14 protein-coding genes are annotated in these 15,558 nt (G+C 67.2%); 3 read left to right on the top strand and 11 right to left on the bottom strand.

The window, feature by feature from the left end:
• Positions 1-19 precede the first annotated feature (19 nt).
• The 6 genes from B7R24_RS03815 to B7R24_RS03790 all read right to left on the bottom strand — a co-directional run bounded on the left by B7R24_RS03815 (position 20) and on the right by B7R24_RS03790 (position 7,610).
• Complete coding sequence (locus B7R24_RS03815) at positions 20-778, bottom strand: SDR family NAD(P)-dependent oxidoreductase (RefSeq protein WP_116417638.1); 759 nt, start codon at positions 776-778, stop codon at positions 20-22.
• Positions 779-2,092: a histidinol dehydrogenase gene (gene hisD / locus B7R24_RS03810; RefSeq protein ID WP_116417637.1), complete on the bottom strand. Its 1,314-nt coding sequence runs from the start codon at positions 2,090-2,092 to the stop codon at positions 779-781.
• Positions 2,089-3,456, bottom strand: a complete 1,368-nt coding sequence (locus tag B7R24_RS03805; protein WP_116417636.1) for an MFS transporter — start codon at positions 3,454-3,456, stop codon at positions 2,089-2,091. The genes hisD and B7R24_RS03805 overlap by 4 nt, the downstream gene beginning before the upstream one ends.
• Before the next feature lie 115 nt (positions 3,457-3,571).
• Complete coding sequence (locus tag B7R24_RS03800; RefSeq protein ID WP_116417635.1) at positions 3,572-5,053, bottom strand: aldehyde dehydrogenase family protein; 1,482 nt, start codon at positions 5,051-5,053, stop codon at positions 3,572-3,574.
• Entirely contained in the window at positions 5,050-6,015 is a 966-nt protein-coding gene (locus B7R24_RS03795) for an amidohydrolase family protein (protein WP_116417634.1), read from the bottom strand. The genes B7R24_RS03800 and B7R24_RS03795 overlap by 4 nt, the downstream gene beginning before the upstream one ends.
• The gene (locus tag B7R24_RS03790) at positions 6,012-7,610 is read right to left on the bottom strand and encodes an FAD-dependent monooxygenase (RefSeq protein WP_116417633.1); all 1,599 of its coding nucleotides are present in this window, start codon (positions 7,608-7,610) and stop codon (positions 6,012-6,014) included. Before B7R24_RS03790 ends, B7R24_RS03795 begins: the two co-directional genes overlap by 4 nt.
• Before the next feature lie 104 nt (positions 7,611-7,714).
• Here B7R24_RS03790 and B7R24_RS03785 point away from each other — a divergent pair, with 104 nt between their 5' ends.
• Entirely contained in the window at positions 7,715-8,494 is a 780-nt protein-coding gene (locus tag B7R24_RS03785) for an IclR family transcriptional regulator (RefSeq protein ID WP_116417632.1), read from the top strand.
• A 112-nt stretch (positions 8,495-8,606) separates the two neighbouring features.
• On the top strand, positions 8,607-9,215 hold the full coding sequence (locus B7R24_RS03780; RefSeq protein WP_116417631.1) for a VOC family protein: 609 nt from the start codon (positions 8,607-8,609) through the stop codon (positions 9,213-9,215).
• Between the two features lie 21 nt (positions 9,216-9,236).
• Here B7R24_RS03780 and B7R24_RS03775 read toward each other — a convergent pair whose 3' ends face one another.
• Both B7R24_RS03775 and B7R24_RS03770 read right to left on the bottom strand, forming a co-directional pair.
• Entirely contained in the window at positions 9,237-10,313 is a 1,077-nt protein-coding gene (locus tag B7R24_RS03775) for an amidohydrolase family protein (RefSeq protein WP_116417630.1), read from the bottom strand.
• 27 nt (positions 10,314-10,340) lie between these two features.
• Positions 10,341-12,746: a transketolase-like TK C-terminal-containing protein gene (locus B7R24_RS03770; protein ID WP_116417629.1), complete on the bottom strand. Its 2,406-nt coding sequence runs from the start codon at positions 12,744-12,746 to the stop codon at positions 10,341-10,343.
• Between the two features lie 88 nt (positions 12,747-12,834).
• On the opposite strand from B7R24_RS03770, the gene B7R24_RS03765 reads away from it, so the two are divergent.
• Positions 12,835-13,383: an Lrp/AsnC family transcriptional regulator gene (locus tag B7R24_RS03765; RefSeq protein ID WP_253259253.1), complete on the top strand. Its 549-nt coding sequence runs from the start codon at positions 12,835-12,837 to the stop codon at positions 13,381-13,383.
• On the opposite strand, the gene B7R24_RS03760 is transcribed toward B7R24_RS03765, so the two are convergent.
• From B7R24_RS03760 to B7R24_RS03750, 3 genes are all read right to left on the bottom strand, one after another.
• Complete coding sequence (locus tag B7R24_RS03760) at positions 13,356-13,838, bottom strand: hypothetical protein (RefSeq protein WP_216363603.1); 483 nt, start codon at positions 13,836-13,838, stop codon at positions 13,356-13,358. The two genes, B7R24_RS03765 and B7R24_RS03760, sit on opposite strands and share 28 nt — an antisense overlap.
• Positions 13,835-14,683, bottom strand: coding sequence for a fumarylacetoacetate hydrolase family protein (locus B7R24_RS03755; RefSeq protein WP_116417628.1), 849 nt, complete (start codon positions 14,681-14,683; stop codon positions 13,835-13,837). Before B7R24_RS03755 ends, B7R24_RS03760 begins: the two co-directional genes overlap by 4 nt.
• Before the next feature lie 85 nt (positions 14,684-14,768).
• On the bottom strand, positions 14,769-15,476 hold the full coding sequence (locus B7R24_RS03750; protein WP_116417627.1) for a GntR family transcriptional regulator: 708 nt from the start codon (positions 15,474-15,476) through the stop codon (positions 14,769-14,771).
• Between the last annotated feature and the right edge of the window lie 82 nt (positions 15,477-15,558).

Here is a 15,558-nt window from a genome sequence, read left to right as displayed (position 1 = left end):
CGACTGACTGTGGATGTACTCATTGCGCGGTCCAGCCGGCATCGAGCATCAGGGACGAACCCGTCATGAGGCTCGACGCATCTCCGGCAAGAAAGACGACGGCGCCCATGACTTCCTCGACGGTGCCGACCCGGCCGAGGGCGTTGCGTTCCGACACCCATTTCCGAAATCCCGGGGAGCCCAGCATGTGCTTGGTCATCTCGGTTTCGATGAACGTCGGGCAGATCGTGTTCACGCGCACGTTGTTCATGCCGACCTCCCAGGCGAGAGACTTGGCCAGACCCTCCAGCGCGTGCTTCGTGGCCGAGTACACCGTTCGACGCGGGCTCCCGACGTGGCCCATCTGAGACGAGATCAGAATGATCGAACCTCCGCCGAGCTCTTTCATCCCGCGCGTCGCCGCTCGCGCGACAACGAAAGCCGACCGCACGTTCACGGCTATCATGTCGTCGAGGTCGGCGTCGTGCAGGTCGACGAGTTCGACGGGCCGGTTGATGCCGACGCTGTGGACCACGATCTCGAACGGCCCGAAGTCCACAAAAGCCGCGTCGACCGCGCGCGAATCGGTCACGTCCAGCGCCACCGCGGTCGCCAACCGCCCAGCAGCGCGAAGCTCGGCGCAGAACGAATCCAGCTCCGACGTCGAACGCGCTGCGACGAACACCTCGGCCCCGGCCTCGGACAGGGCAGCGGCCGAGGCGAGTCCGATGCCTCGGCTCGCACCGACGATGAAGGCCCGGCGGCCATCCAGCCGGAACGTGGGAGTGACGGGCAGCATCTAGGCGTCAGCGCTGACGGGTTCGTACCACGGCAGGCCGGGCTGATTGCCGTAGCGCCGCACGCGGATGTTCGCCTGTTCGCCGTGACCCACGAAGTGTTCGAGGTGCGCCAGCCGCGAGCCGTAGGCACCGATCTCTGCACTCGCCGCATCGGTGATCACGCGCTGGTAGGTGCAGGTCTTCAAGAATTTTCCGACCCAGAGCCCCCCGGTGTACCGTGCCGCTCGCTTTGTCGGCAGTGTGTGGTTCGTGCCGATGACCTTGTCGCCGAACGCGACGTTCGTGCGTGGCCCGAGGAACATCGCGCCGAAGTTGCGCAGCCCGGCGAGAAAGAAATCGGGATCGTTCGTCATCACCTGCACATGCTCGAACGCGAGGTCGTTCGCGACGCCCAGCATCTCCTCGTCGGTCTCACACACGATGACCTGGCCGAAATCTGCCCAGCTCACGGACGCGATGGCTGCTGTCGGCAGGATCGTCAGCTGTCGTTCCACCTCGGCGATGGTGGCTTCTGCGAGCTTCCTGCTGGTGGTCAGCAGGATGCTCGGGCTGGTCGGCCCGTGTTCGGCCTGCCCGAGCAGGTCGACGGCGCACAACTCGGCGTCGACGGTGTCGTCGGCGATGATCAGCGTCTCGGTCGGGCCGGCGAAGAGGTCGATGCCGACACGGCCGAACAACTGGCGCTTGGCTTCCGCGACGTAGGCGTTGCCGGGCCCGACCAGCATGTCGACGGCAGCGATGCTCTCGGTGCCGATCGCCATGGCCGCAACCGCCTGCGTGCCGCCGAGAGCCAAAATCTCGTCGGCCCCGGCGAGGTGCATCGCCGCGACGATGGCCGGGTGTGGAGAGCCGTCGAAGGGCGGCGCCGAGGCGACGACCCGCTGGACTCCGGCGACCTTGGCGGTGATGACGCTCATGTGCGCCGAAGCAAGAAGTGGATACTTCCCACCCGGCACGTAGCACCCCACGGCATCGACAGGGATATGCCTGTGACCGAGGATCACCCCGGGATAGGTCTCCACCTCGACATCGTGCAGGGACTCCCGCTGGATCTGCGCGAAGTTGCGGATCTGGCTCTGCGCGAAGAGGATGTCGTCGATCTGCCCTCGCGAGAGGTGTCCGAGAGCGTCGGCTACGTCGTCATCGGTCAGCCTGAAGCTCGCCGGCGACCAATGGTCGAAGCGGGAGCTGTACTCCCGTACGGCCTGGTCACCGCCGGTTTCGATAGCAGCGATGATCTCTTCGACCGTTGTGCGCACCGCTCGTTCGTCGTCGGCGTTCGAGCGACGCGCTGACTTCAGCTGGATGATCATCGGGCGACACTGCCGATTCCCGGGGCCTGGGCGTTCACCGTGGTCGGCGCGACCGAACGCTTCACCGGGCTCGCTCCGCCCGTGCCGCGCAGCGCGATCACGGCGATCCCCCCGAGCACCAGCGGCACGGCGAAGAGCAGGTACAGCGATGGTGCGCTCCATCCGCCGTCGATCAGCACCCCGGCGAGAATTGGGGAGATGATGGCGCCGATCCGGCCCAGCATGACGGCGAAGCCGACACCGGTCGTACGCACCGAGGTGGGGAACAGCTCCGGCGAGATGGTGAACAACCCGGTTGCGCAGGCCTGGATGAGCGCACCGACCGCGAGGGCGAGGAACAGCGTCCACCCGAGGCTGCCGAACGAGAGGCCCATCGTGAGGAATGCGATGGCGGCGCCGGCGAACGCGATGATGGTCAGGGTTCTGTTCCTGAAGAGGATCGCGAGCACGGCGAAGATGATCGCGGCAAGGGCGCCGCCGACGTTCAGCAGCACTCCCGCCCCGATGCTCTGCTGTGGCGTCATGCCTGCCTGCAGCAGCAGACGTGGCGTCCAGCCGTTCGCGAAGTAGAACGCGCCCATCATGACGAAGAAGGCGAACCCGATCAGTGCCGTCTTCCGTCCATTCCGGCCCTTGAAGAGTTCGCTGACGACCACATTCTTCGGTCGTGGATCGGGCTCGGGGAGCACGCTGATCGCCGCCACCTGCATTCTGGCGAGCGTGCGGTTGATCGTCTCCAGTGCGCCTTTCGGCCGCTTCACCAGCAGAAAGTCGATCGACTCCGGCAGCACGAGGAGAACGACGAAGAACACGATCACGGTGAAGACCGCGCCGACGACGAAGCTCGCCCGCCACCCGAAGGTACCCAGCACGATGGATGCGACAAACCCTCCGACGACGCCACCGATCGGCAGGCCGGCGGTACCCAGGGCGATCATGGTCGCCCTGCGTCGCTGCGGAGCGAACTCGGCGATCACGACCGGCAGCCCTGCGACGAGGCCACCGACACCGACGCCCGTGATCACCCGGGTGACCGCGAGTCCGACCATGTCGGTCGTCAGCGCAGACGCAGCCATGGACACGCTGACGATCGCGAGGCTGAGCAGGGTCATCCGGCGCCTGCCGATACGGTCGGCGAGAGGCGAGATGAACGCCGAACCGAACACCAGGCCGATGCCGACGGCGCTGAGCAGCACCCCGATCTGCGTGGCGTTCAGCTTCCAGTCGGCGGCGACGGCTGAGGCCGAAAACGCCATCAGCAGAAGGTCGTAGCCTTCGATCAGAACGATCAGAAGGCAGAGGGAGATCACCAGGACCTGGTACCGGCTGAGCGGTGCGCGGTCGATGGATTCGCGGATGGACATGTGTGACACCCTTTCTGTGCGCGACAGTATGGCGGCTCCTGTGCCGCCTCTCGCGATCGGTGTTGCTGTAGCCGAACGTCGTCGTCGACGCCGGCGAATACCCCGGTGGATCCTGTTAGAAGGGGTACCTCCCGGGTTCGCTGCTCAGAGTGGTCAGTCGAACCTCGGTGAAGTCTTCGATGGCGTAGTAGCCGGACCGGCCCCAGCCGCTGTCTTTGACGCCGCCCACCGGCAGGGCCGCCTCGCTGGCCATGGTCGGCGCGTTGATGTGGATGATGCCAGTGTCGAAACGGGCGGCCAGGTCGAGACCGCGGGCGCGGTCCCGCGTCATGATCGACGCACTGAGCCCGAAGGGTGTGTTCTGCGAGGCTCGGAACGCGGCCTCGGCATCGTCGAATGCTTCGATGACCAGGAGCGGCCCGAACGTCTCATCGGCACCGGTAGCGCAGATCGCATCCGCCGGCACGTGGGTGAGGATCGTCGGCGGGTAGAGTCGGCCGTTTGCTCTGCCGCCCGTGACCAGCGTCGCGCCGCGGTCGAGCGCATCCTGAACCCGCACCTGGATCTGCTCGACAGCGCGGTCGTCGATCAGCGGCCCGATGATCACCCCCGGGTCCCTCGGGTCACCGATCTTCAGCCCCTCGACCCGGGCGGTGAGCCCCGACACGAAGTCGTCGTGCAGCGAGCTGTGCACGTAGACCTTCCGTGAGTTCATGCAGACCTGGCCCTGGTGCAGGAACGCCCCGAAGGTCACGGCCCTGATCGATTCCTCGAGGTCGGCATCGTCGAGGATGATGACCGGGTTGAACCCGCCGAGCTCGAGAACCATGCGCTTCAACGCCCGGCCCGCCTGGGCGCCGAGGATGCGCGCGGTCTTGTCGGAGCCCGTGAAGTTGATGCAGCGCACCGCCGGGCTTTCGAAGAACACCTCGGCGATCTCGGCCGCGGCCCCCGGAGCATGCGTGATCACGTTGAAGGTTCCGGCCGGAAATCCGGCTTCCTCGAGAATTTCGGCGTGAACGAGCCCGGCTGAGCGCGGCGCCAGTTCCGACGGCTTGATGACGGTCGTGTTGCCGAACGCCATCGGCAAAAGGAACGTTCGCCAGGCGAGGTAGAAGGCACCGTTCCACGGGGTGAATCCGGCGACCACACCGAGCGGCTTGCGGGTGACGGTCGCCGTTCGGCCCGGCACATCGCTTCGGAGAATATCGCCGGCCGGGAGGTAGCCCCAGCCGGCGGCCTGGCGGAGCATCGCGGCCGACAGGCGGATCTGGAACGCCGAGAAGGCCCGACTCGCGCCCCCTTCGACGGCCATCAGCTCGACGAGCTCCTCAGTTCGACGCTCGACGATGTCGGCTGCCTTCAGGAAGAGCATCTGCCTTGCCCCGGGAGCCAGGTTCGCCCACGCCGGGAAGGCTGCGGCTGCGGCTGCGACCGCGGCCTTCGCCTCGATAGCACCACCCGCGGCCGACTCGGAGACGATCTCGCCGTCGAGAGGGTTGAAGACCGGGAATGTCGGCCCACCGACATCCGTCCATCTGCCATCAATGAAATGGGTGGTGATCGTCGTGCGTTCTGCAGCAACGGAGAGGGTCATGATCGTCCTTCGATTCGGAGGAGGGCTTCTGCATTGCCGTGGGCGATCTTCTCCAGGTCGCCCGGTTTCAGCCGCGCAGAAAGGAGGAAATCGGTCGCCTTCCCACTGGGGGCGAAGGGATGATCGACCGAGAAGATGATGCGATCGACACCGAAAGCGGCGATCGCACACTGCAGGGGTATCTCGGAGTTGTAGCCCGAGGTGGTGAGGTGGAGGTTTCGGCGGAGCGTCTCGGCCACGCTCAGCGAGTGACCGGTGACCACCGGGTTCAGCATGTCTTCGATGCGGTCGATGTGGAAGGGCAGCCCTTCGCCCATGTGACCGAGGATGACCTTCAGCTCTGGCAGGTGCTCGAACACACCCTGGGCGACCATCCGCAGCACATGCATCGCGGTCTCGGAGTGCCACCCCCAACCCGACGTCGAGAGGCAGGCCGCCACTTCGGGCGGCAGACCCGAGTAGTACGTGTCGACGATGCGGGCGGGCGGCGGCGCGGGGTGGAGGTAGAGGGGCACATCCAGCCGGGTCGCGGCCTCAAGCACGGGCCGCGCCGCCACGTCGTCGAGGAACATCCCGTTCGTCTGGCCGTGGATCATCGCCCCCAAAAACCCCAGCTCTTCGACGCACCGCGTGAGCTCATCGGCGGCCCCGGTGGGGTCGCTCATGGGCAGCGCGGCGAACGCCTGGAACCGATCGGGCCTGTTCGCCACGATCTCGGCCAGCCGGTCGTTGATCCTGCGGTTGACATCGACGGCCCGCTGCGGTTCGAGCCCCTGCACGAAGTAGCTGAGCGCCGACAGCACCTGTACGTCGATGCCCGCGTCATCCATCACCCGGAGTCTCGCCTCACCCACCTCGTCGAGTTCGGCGGCACGTTTTCCGGCACGCAGGCCGAGATCGACCCCGGCGGCTTCGATGACGTCTCTCGGCAGCATGTGTTCTTCGATGGCGATGATTCTCATACGAGTGCTCCTTCGGCTCTCACGGGCGCGGCAGCAGCGCCGGCCACGGCAGCGAACCCGCTGATGGCACGCTGGAGTACGTCGCCCCAGTCCGCAGACGAACCGCCGACCCAGGCGATGTGCTGGTCGGGTCTGACCAGCACGACACCCGGCTCCGCCGTCTCGAGATGTGCGAGCGGGATGCCGCGTCGGTCGGCCTCGGCGAGAAGGGGTGACACCTCAGCTGCTGTGCCGATCGCCGTGAACCACTCGCCCAGCAGATCGTAGATCGCGTGGCCGTGCACGACTCTGTGAGGCAGTCTGTTGCCGGCCTCGACGCGGGGTTCGTAGTCGGCCGGGGTGGCCGCCTGCTGCCGGGAGGTCGGCCCGTAGCCGTACCCCAGCACCAGCCCGGAACTCAGGAATTCCGGGGATTTCAGTCGTCGGATGACCGGCCCGAGTTCAGCGCGCGCGGCCTCGAATGCCGCTCCTGACGCCATCAGCAGCGGGTTGCTGAGGTCGACGGAGAGCGAGGCCATATTCGACGCCGCCAACTCGATCGTCTGGCCCTCGATGGGGCGCCGCTCGACCCCGTAACTGTCGAGCAGCGCGTCGGGCGCCCATCCGCCGAGCACCGCGGCGAGCTTCCAACCCAGGTTGACTGCGTCACCGACCCCGGTATTGAAGCCGTGGCCACCCCACGGAGGATTCTGGTGGGCGGCATCACCGACGATGAAGAGCCTGCCGGTGCGGTACCGGTCGGCGAGAAGCATGCGCGCCTGCCACGGGTCGGTTGCGAGCACCTCGACATCGACGTCTGCGCCGAGAAGGGATCGCACGATGCGTGCGGCGTGCGCAGCATCGTCGACGTGGGTGGTTCCGGTCGAGATCGCCCAGTAGGTGCCGGCGTGATCGAGAGGCCCGACCACGCCGGGGGCGTCGGGATTCAGCACCCAGTAGTGGATCGACGGTGCGTGGGGGATCAGGCCGGCGAGTTCGCTCGACCGGAAGGTGATGTTGACGTTCGGCCGACCGGCGACGGAACCCTCGTACCGGGCGCCCATCGCCGAGCGCACGACGCTGCGGGGCCCGTCTGCGCCGACGACATAGAGCGCGGACACAGTGCGTCGCTCGCCCTCCCCGTTGCTGAGGACGACCCGCGCGTGATCCGGGCCGTCCTCCACCGAGACGGCGTGCCAGCCGAACAGCAGCTCGACCCCGGCTTTCTGAGCGAGATCGGCGCGCATCACCTCTTCGACGAGAGGCTGGGTCACCTGCTGGGCCGGCTCCGGGGTGAGGTCGGGGCCGGCATCGAGGCCCAGACACCCCTCAACAGAGGTGATCTCCTGCCCCGTGACGGTCTGCACGAAGGTCACACGCTGCGACCAGGTTCTGCTGAGGGGAGCCACCCGGCGCAGGTGATCGGCGATGCCCCAGCGGCGAAAGTGTTCCATCGAGCGCACTGACGTCGTCTTCGCCCGGGGCCGGGAGTGTTCGACCACCGCGCGTGGTTCCACCACGATCACCGGCACACGGTGCAGGCTCAACTCTTCGGCGAGCGCCAACCCGACGGGGCCACCGCCGACGATCAGTACGGGCACGACGTCATCAGTCATGGGTGAACTCCTGAGCTGGGCACTGTCTTCTTCGACACGTCTGATAGTGCCCCATACACAGGCCGAGCCTTGCCCGGACTTTCAATGGATGGCACTATCGCAGTATGACCACCACCCCGCGGCGCGGCGGGCGTCCCGCCTCCGGGGAGCCGCTGCTCGATCGAGCCTTCCGGCTCCTCGACGTCTTCTCCGACGACGAGACAGCCCTGACCCTGACGCGGTTGAGCGAGCGGGCTCGCATCCCCCTCAGCTCGACCCTGCGGCTCGCGCAGCACCTCGTCCGCCTGGGTGCCCTCGAGCGACAGGGCGACGGCACCTTCACCATCGGTCTCCGGATGCTCGAATATGCCGCGCTCGCCCCGCGCGGGCATGGCCTCCGAGCCATCGCCCTGCCGTATATGGAAGACCTCCACCGCGCGACCCGCCAGCACGTGCAACTCGCGGTCAGGGAGAACGACGAGGCCGTCATCGTCGAGCGGCTCTCCGCCCCCGGCGCCGGTAGGGTGCTCTACCATGTCGGCGGGCGCGTGCCGCTGCACGGAACCGGCCTCGGCCACGTTCTGCTCGGGTACAGCCGGCCCGAGTTCCAGGAGGCGTATCTGAGGCGGGAGCTCTTTCTCGAACCGGAACACACCCGAATGGACTCCGCGACGCTGCGGTCGCAGCTCGACGTGGCGCAGAAAACGGGTGTCGCCTACATGACTCGGCTGCTGCCGGAGCCCGCCGCGTCTGTCGCGGCACCGATCCTCGATCGCGCAGGCCACTGCGTGGCAGCGATCTCTGCGCTCGGTGCCGACGGCTCACTCGACACCCGGGCGCTGGAGCCCGCCGTCGTCGCGATCGCTCGCGCCATCTCGCGCGATGTGCAGCGGAGCGGTCGATAGGGTCTCAGCTTCCGACCATTGGCAGGCCGCTGTGTGCCGCTGCGGTTGTTCGGCTACACAAGACCTCAGTCGAATGCGCCATCCGCGTTCGATACTCGAGGAGGAGAACCCCATGACCGCGAACCGCAATCGTCGCCGGCCGATCATTCGACCCGTGTTCCACCACACCACGTTCGCGACGCTGAAGCTCGACGAGATGGTCGAGTTCTACGAAGCCATCGCCGGGCTGGAGCCGGTCTACCACGGCACCGAGGGTGCCTGGTTGTCCAATGACGAGGCCAACCACCGTATCGCGCTGCTCGCTCTGCCCGATCTGAAGCCATCCGTCGACAAGGGCCACACCGTGGGGTTGCACCACACCGCCTTCGAGTACGGGACCTTCGACGTCTGGCTCGACAACTACGAGCGGCTCGCGGAACGCGGCATCCGACCGTTCGTCTGCCTCGACCACGGCATGACCATGTCGATGTACTACCAGGATCCGGAAGGCAACGGAGTGGAGATCCAGTTCGACACCTTCGGCAGCTGGAACAGATCGAAGGAATGGATGTGGGAGTCGGAGGAGTTCAGCCTGAACCCCGTCGGGAAGTTCTTCGATCCCGAGCAGATCGTTGCAGCACGAAAGGCCGGGCAGGGCGGCGAGGAGATTCACCGTCGTGCGCGGAATGACGGGTTCCTGCCGGCGGTGATCCCCGACGTGCACCTGCCCGACCTCTGGTGAAGCAGCCGGTCGCCGTGACGGTCAGGAGACGCGCCGGCCCGCGAGCCAGACACCCCTGATGTCACCGACGGCGGCGATGTCTGCGGTCGGGTCGCCGTTCACGAGCAGGAGGTCGGCGACGCTGCCGGGCCGGATGACACCCCGGTTCTCGAATCCGTACAGCTCGGCACTCGTGCTTGTCGCGGCCCGCAGCGCCTCGACGGGGCTGAGGCCGGCGTCGACGAGCAGACCGGTCTCATCGCGCGCTCCCGTGCCGTGGAAGACGGCCGCCGGCGACCCCGGTGCGCTGTTGGCGTCACTGCCCGCCACGATGACGACGCCCGCGTCGTGGATGGCCGTGGCGAACGCCCTCGCGTTCGCATACGCCTGCGGCACACCCCGGGCTTCGGCGACCGTGCGCATCATGATGAGGGTCGGCACCACGACGATGCCCTGCTCCACGATCCGTGCGATCGTCTCTGCTGCCACCGTGCCGTCGAGCGGCGCATGGGTCAGGATGTCGACGCCGATCTCCACGGCCAGTGCGATGGCACCGACCGAACTGGCGTGGGCGACGACGCGCAGCCCCGCTGCATGCGCAGCTTCGACCGCAGCGCGCGCTGCATCGGGTTCGGGGCCGCCGCGGCCCTCTGCCTCGAGCACGAGTTTGATGTAGTCGACGCCCTGGGCGACGCGGATCGCGACCTCCCGTCTCGCGGCCTCCGGCGAGTCGATCACCGCTTCGCTGAGGCCCGGCATGTGCGAGTGCGGCCCGGCCGGCCCGATGAGCGGTGCCCCGGGGGTGGTGAAGACGATGCCGCCGCTTCGCGATCGGAGGTCCGCCAGGTGTTCGGGCGGCCAGCTCGCCATATCGGCGGCGCTTGTCACACCGCCGGCGAGAAGCGCCGAGAAGTCGACCGGCTGCTGAAAGTGCACGTGCCCGTCGATGAGCCCCGGGAGCAGCGTTGCTCCGGCAGCGTCGACGACCGCTCCGCTGGGCGCGACCGCTCCGGCCGGGGTCACGGCTGTGACCGTTCCCCCGTCGACACGAACGTCGTGACGACCTGCGAGGAGGTCGTCTCCGTCGAACACGGCGGTGTCTGTGATGGTGAAAGTCATGGGTTGATCCTCTGCCGCCGGTGTCGTTCAGGCGATGACGTCGAGTGTTGCACGAATGATGCTTTCGGTGTCGATGCCGTGGTACGCGTAGACGTCGGTCACGTCTCCAGCCTGCCCGAAGCGGCTGACGCCGAGGTTGCGCATCGGCACCCGGTTGACTGCGCCGAGGAACGCGAGTGTGTGCGGATGACCGTCGAGTACCGTCACCAGGGGCACCGCCTTCTCTCGGGGGAACAGCTGGTCGAGGATCCACGTCTCGGCGTGTGCGTCCTGCCCGTTCCGGCCCTGCAGCGCCTCGTAGAGTAGGCCCGGGCTCGTGATGCAGACGACCTCGATTCGGGAGCCCTGCGCTTCGATGCGGTCGGCGGCGGTCAGGGCATCCGGAACCATCGCGCCCATCGTCACGATCGTGGCATCCGGATGCTCCCGGGCCCTCAGCACGTAACCGCCGGCGATCACCTGCCGACGACGGCGCTCGCGTGCCGCCGGGTCGTCGGGAACCGCCGCGAGCTGCTGATCGATCGGCTTCGTCGACAGACGCAGGTACGCCGACGTTCCGTCAGGGCGGCCGAGCCGACCGAGGCTGGCCAGCAGGGTCCACTCCGTATCGAGAGCGAACGCCGGCTCGTAGCTGATGCAGCCGGGCTGCTCGAGCCCGATCGAGGGGGTCTTGATCGACTGGTGCGCACCACCCTCGGGAGCGAGGGTCACCCCCGAAGGAGTCCCGACCAGAATCGACTGGCCGCCGGCGTAGATGCCGTACGACCACGGCTCCAGCGCCCGTTCGACGAAAGGGTCGTAGAGCACGCCGATGGGGAACAGCGGTTGGCTCCACCGGCTCCAGGTGGCTCCCAACTCGCCGAGCAGGCTCACCAGGTTGACCTCGGCGATGCCCAGTTCGATGTGCTGGCCGGCCGGCTTCTCACGCCAGTGCATGATGGTCTCGGCGTCGTCGCTGAACCAGTCCTGGCGCTCGTTCGCACTCCACACGCCCACCTTGTTCAGCCAGCCGGCGAGGTTGGTGCTCGACGAGACGTCGGGGCTCACCGTCACCACCGCCACCGCTGCCTCCGGAGCGGCGCGCGTCAGGTCGAGCAGTGCCCGGCCGAGTGCGGCCTGGGTCGTGGCGGTGCCCGACGGGGTTCTGCCGAAGTCCGTCGGAACGGCCGGCGGCGGCACGATGGGCTGCGGCTCGCGTTCCAGTCGCGCAGCCGTCTCGGCGCAGAGGCGACCCGCCTCGCTGTCGGGCGCGAACCGCGAGAACGGCGCATCCGGATTCTCCCCGAGGTGCGCGCCGAGCGTCTGGAACTGCTCCAGGCTCAACAGCGACGAGTGGTTCTGCGGGTGGCCCTCCGTCGGCAGCCGGTTGCCCTTGATCGTGTAGGCGATGATCACCGTCGGCCTCGTGTCGTCGATCTCGGCATACGCGTCGCGCAGCGATTCGAGATCGTGGCCGCCGAGGTTGCGGATGGCCCGCAGCAGCGTGTCGTCGTCGAGGGTGCCGACCAGGGCTCCGATCGCGGGGGCGTCGTCACCCGCTCCCGGCAACCGGTTACGCACCTCCTCGGCCGCACAGCGCAGCAGACGCTGGTACTCCGGGTTCGACATGTCGACGAGGCGCCGCCGCAGGGCATCCCCACCGGGCCGGTTCAGGATGCTCTCCAGCAGGTGCCCGAAGCGCACCGTGATGACCTGCCAGCCGGCGGCATCGAACATACGCTCGATCTTGCCCGCGGCGATGTTCGGCACGACCCGGTCGAGCGACTGGCGGTTGAGGTCGACGATCCAGACGATCTCGCCGAGTTCGGGGGTGGCGGAGTCGAGCACAGCCTCCCACACCGCGCCTTCGTCGAGTTCGGCGTCGCCGACGAGCGAGTACTGGCGGCCCATCGTCGGCTTGCCACTCACCTTTCCGGCGTACCGGCGCGACACCGCGCCCCAGATCGGAGCGGTCGCACCGATGCCGACCGACCCGGTGGAGTAGTCCACCCGGTCGGGGTCTTTCGCCCGGCTCGGGTAGCTCTGCAGGCCGCCGAACTCCCGGAGCCGCGTGAGGTAGCTCTCATCGAGGCCGCCCAGCAGGTAGTTGATGCCGTGCAGCACCGGGGAGGCGTGCGGTTTGACCGACACCCGGTCTTCGGGGCGCAGCTGCCCGAACCAGAGCGACGTCATGATGGTGGCGAGCGATGCGCTCGAGGCCTGGTGGCCGCCGACCTTGATGCCCGACGCATTCACACGCACCCGGTTGGCGTGGTGAATGATGGCGGTCGAGAGCCAGAGCACCCGCTCCTCCACGTCGGCCAGCACCTGCAGCTGCGGATCGGAGTACTGCGGGGCGAACCTCGCCGACGGGTCGTGCCCGAACGCGCCGGGGTCTGCCGCGCCGGGCTGATCGGCCGTGACGGGCTGGTCGGTGAGCGTGATCTGGTTCATGGGTTACATCCTCGTAGACCGGTTGGTGCGCAAAACGTGCCTCCAGTGCACCACTGGGCGGTGGACTGCGCAAGTGAATGGTGCGAATATGATCACAATGATCATCCGTGGTTCACGGCTGCGACAGGAGACGAGCATTATGGGCACACCGTACAGGGCCGACGCCGTCGATGCCACGCTTCTTCTGGCGATGAACAGGGCTCCGGATGCCACGACCGTCGCCCTCGCCGAGACGACCGGGTTGGCCAGGAACACGGTGCGCGCCCGCCAGCAGCGATACGCGCACGAGATGTCGCTGCGTTCGTTCGAACGGCGGATCGACCCGGCCTTCCTCGGCTACCCCCTCCGCGCCTTCGTCGTGACGACGGTGAAGCAGCGAAAGCTGGCCGCGGTGGGGCAGTCGCTGTCGGAGATTCCCGAGGTGCTCGAAGTGCAGGGGCTCTCGGGCGTCGCCGACCTGCTCATCCAGGTCGCGGCGCGCGACGCCGACGATCTGTACCGCATCGCGGGCGTCATCCTGAACATCGACGGCGTCAAGCGCACGAACACCGGCCTCGTGATGCGCGACCTGGTGTCATATCGCATCACGCCTCTCGTCGAGCGGGTCGCCTACCGGCCCGCGAGTGCCGCTCGGTAGGCAGAGCGCACCAGCGGCACGAGCGTGAGAGCTCCGGCGCGATCGAGACGCTCGGCGCGGAGGTTCACGATGTTGCCGCCGCGGCGCTCGGCCGGAACATCCTCTCCGCGCGCCGCGACGAGCACATGGAAGTGCGCGTACGATTCACCGAAGTTCATCGAGTACGTCGCGAGCGCACCGGTGGCCTCGGCGACAGCGCCAGTGAGGTCTTTCAGGTGCTGGCCGAGGGAGTCGAGCTCGTCGGGTGTGAGTTCCTGCCAGCCGAGCGCGTGGCGACGAACGCGCAGGAAGAACCATCCGGGCACCTCGTACCCCGTCGGAAGCTCGCAGGACCACAGCTCGTCACGGAAGACGATCGCCTCCCCGTCGACGCTCTCCAGCCGGCAGATCAGGCAGTCGGCCGCATCGACGACCGTGTGCGGCGGAAACCGCTGGGCCGACGTCGTATCACTCATCGGGCGGCCACAACGGTGCGCAGTGTGCCGATGCCCTCGATCGTCGTCTCGAGCACGTCGCCCGGCGCGAGCAGCTCTTTCGGGGTGCGCCCCCACCCGATGCCGGAGGGCGTTCCGGTGAAGATGATGTCGCCGGCCTTCAGCTCGACGCGCTTCGACAGGTACGACACGAGAGTGGGCACGTCGAAGATGAGATTCGAGGTGTTCGACGACTGTTTCGTCTCACCGTTCAGCGTGCACGAGATGTCGAGCGCGAGGGTCTCCAGGGCGAACTCATCGACAGACACGAGCCACGGCCCGATCGGGCCGAAGCCGGGGGCAGACTTTCCGAGACCGAACTGAGGGTTCGCTCCGCCCTCGAACTGAACGACCCGGTCGCTGATGTCCTGCCCGACCGTCAACGCGGCCACGACCGACCAGGCATCGTCGACCTCAACGTCGAAGCAGTCGACGCCGATGACGACCACGAGCTCCGCCTCCCAGTCGACCGTCTCCGAGGAGAGGCGGAGTACGGCGTCGGGCCCGACGATCGAGCTCGAGAACTTCGGGAAGACCAGGGGCGCGGCGGGAAGGTCGAGTCCTGACTCTTCGGCGTGGTCTGCATAGTTGAGGCCGATTCCGAAGGCTTGGACCGGCATCGGCTGGGGCAGCTGCATCGCCGATTCGTCGGCTTCGGGCATCCCGGTCAAGGCGATACCACTGCCCGCCAGGGCGGACAGGGCCGCCCACTGGTCGAACATCCGTATCGGGTCGGCCGATAGGTCGCCCCGACTGGCCTCCTCGACATCGACGATGCGGTTCTCGATGATGAGGCTGGTTCGGGAGTTGACGACGGCGATCTTCATTGATGCTCCTCTTTTCGCTATTCGCTACGCTATAGCACCATGCTCGCACGACTTCGGGTTGCGAACAACCGCGCGACTCAGAGGATCAGCCCGCCGACCGCTCGGCCTCGACGCGCTCGAGGTACGCGATGTGCTCCCTGATCTCGTCTTCATTGCGCGCCAGGTGGTCGTGCAGCTCCTTCTTCAGGCCCTGTCCGTCTGCCTGCACCACGAATGCCAACAGTCGGGCATGGCGGTCATAGCGACGCTGTCGCTCCTCGTCGGTGATCGTGGTCGGGTCGAAGACGAGGTGCGAGTACCGGTCGGCGGCCACCCACAGCGTTCCGAGAATCCTCAGATCCCACTCGGTCGCCGTGGGCTCGACCAGTGCGACGTGAAAATCGTGGTGGGCCTGCCAGGCTGTCTCCGGATCTTCGGCCCGGCTCAGTTCGAGGAGTCCCTCCAGACGCCGCACCTCTGCGGCACCCTGGTGCGGCACCGACTCGCGCGCGATCTCGGGCTCGATCCGGAGCCGGAGGGAGTAGATCGACTCCATGTCGTGGGTCGACAGAGACGACACCGCGGCACTCCTGGCCTGCTTCAGCACGACGAGGCCCTGGGTCTCGAGCCGGCGGAGCGCTTCCCTGATCGGGATGTGACTCACCCCGAGCTGGCGGGCGAGATCACGGATGGAGAACTGCTCACCCGCCGGAAGCGCGCCCGTGAGGATCGACCGTCGGATCTCCGCCGTGACAAGATCGACCGCGGAGCTGTTCTGCTGGGCGATCGAGCGGACAGCTGGCTCACTGGTCATGACGAACGCTCCCGTACTGGTGTTCGATCAATATACCGTATACCGGTGTTGCCCCGTCCGAGGCGAGGATATAGCATAGCGA

Origin of the sequence: Subtercola boreus (assembly GCF_003399645.1) — a bacterium.
Lineage (GTDB): Bacteria > Actinomycetota > Actinomycetes > Actinomycetales > Microbacteriaceae > Subtercola > Subtercola boreus_A.
This window is presented reverse-complemented; position numbering and strand designations above follow the sequence as displayed.

What these genes read in the sequence shown, in the direction of transcription:
- B7R24_RS03790 (WP_116417633.1), bottom strand. Translation starts at nt 7,610, where the DNA reads ATGACTGATGACGTCGTGCCCGTACTGATCGTCGGCGGTGGCCCCGTC.
- hisD (WP_116417637.1), bottom strand. Translation starts at nt 2,092, where the DNA reads ATGATCATCCAGCTGAAGTCAGCGCGTCGCTCGAACGCCGACGACGAA.
- B7R24_RS03805 (WP_116417636.1), bottom strand. Translation starts at nt 3,456, where the DNA reads ATGTCCATCCGCGAATCCATCGACCGCGCACCGCTCAGCCGGTACCAG.
- B7R24_RS03760 (WP_216363603.1), bottom strand. Translation starts at nt 13,838, where the DNA reads ATGAGTGATACGACGTCGGCCCAGCGGTTTCCGCCGCACACGGTCGTC.
- B7R24_RS03770 (WP_116417629.1), bottom strand. Translation starts at nt 12,746, where the DNA reads ATGAACCAGATCACGCTCACCGACCAGCCCGTCACGGCCGATCAGCCC.
- B7R24_RS03800 (WP_116417635.1), bottom strand. Translation starts at nt 5,053, where the DNA reads ATGACCCTCTCCGTTGCTGCAGAACGCACGACGATCACCACCCATTTC.
- B7R24_RS03795 (WP_116417634.1), bottom strand. Translation starts at nt 6,015, where the DNA reads ATGAGAATCATCGCCATCGAAGAACACATGCTGCCGAGAGACGTCATC.
- B7R24_RS03755 (WP_116417628.1), bottom strand. Translation starts at nt 14,683, where the DNA reads ATGAAGATCGCCGTCGTCAACTCCCGAACCAGCCTCATCATCGAGAAC.
- B7R24_RS03780 (WP_116417631.1), top strand. Translation starts at nt 8,607, where the DNA reads ATGACCGCGAACCGCAATCGTCGCCGGCCGATCATTCGACCCGTGTTC.
- B7R24_RS03785 (WP_116417632.1), top strand. Translation starts at nt 7,715, where the DNA reads ATGACCACCACCCCGCGGCGCGGCGGGCGTCCCGCCTCCGGGGAGCCG.
- B7R24_RS03750 (WP_116417627.1), bottom strand. Translation starts at nt 15,476, where the DNA reads ATGACCAGTGAGCCAGCTGTCCGCTCGATCGCCCAGCAGAACAGCTCC.
- B7R24_RS03775 (WP_116417630.1), bottom strand. Translation starts at nt 10,313, where the DNA reads ATGACTTTCACCATCACAGACACCGCCGTGTTCGACGGAGACGACCTC.
- B7R24_RS03815 (WP_116417638.1), bottom strand. Translation starts at nt 778, where the DNA reads ATGCTGCCCGTCACTCCCACGTTCCGGCTGGATGGCCGCCGGGCCTTC.
- B7R24_RS03765 (WP_253259253.1), top strand. Translation starts at nt 12,835, where the DNA reads ATGATCACAATGATCATCCGTGGTTCACGGCTGCGACAGGAGACGAGC.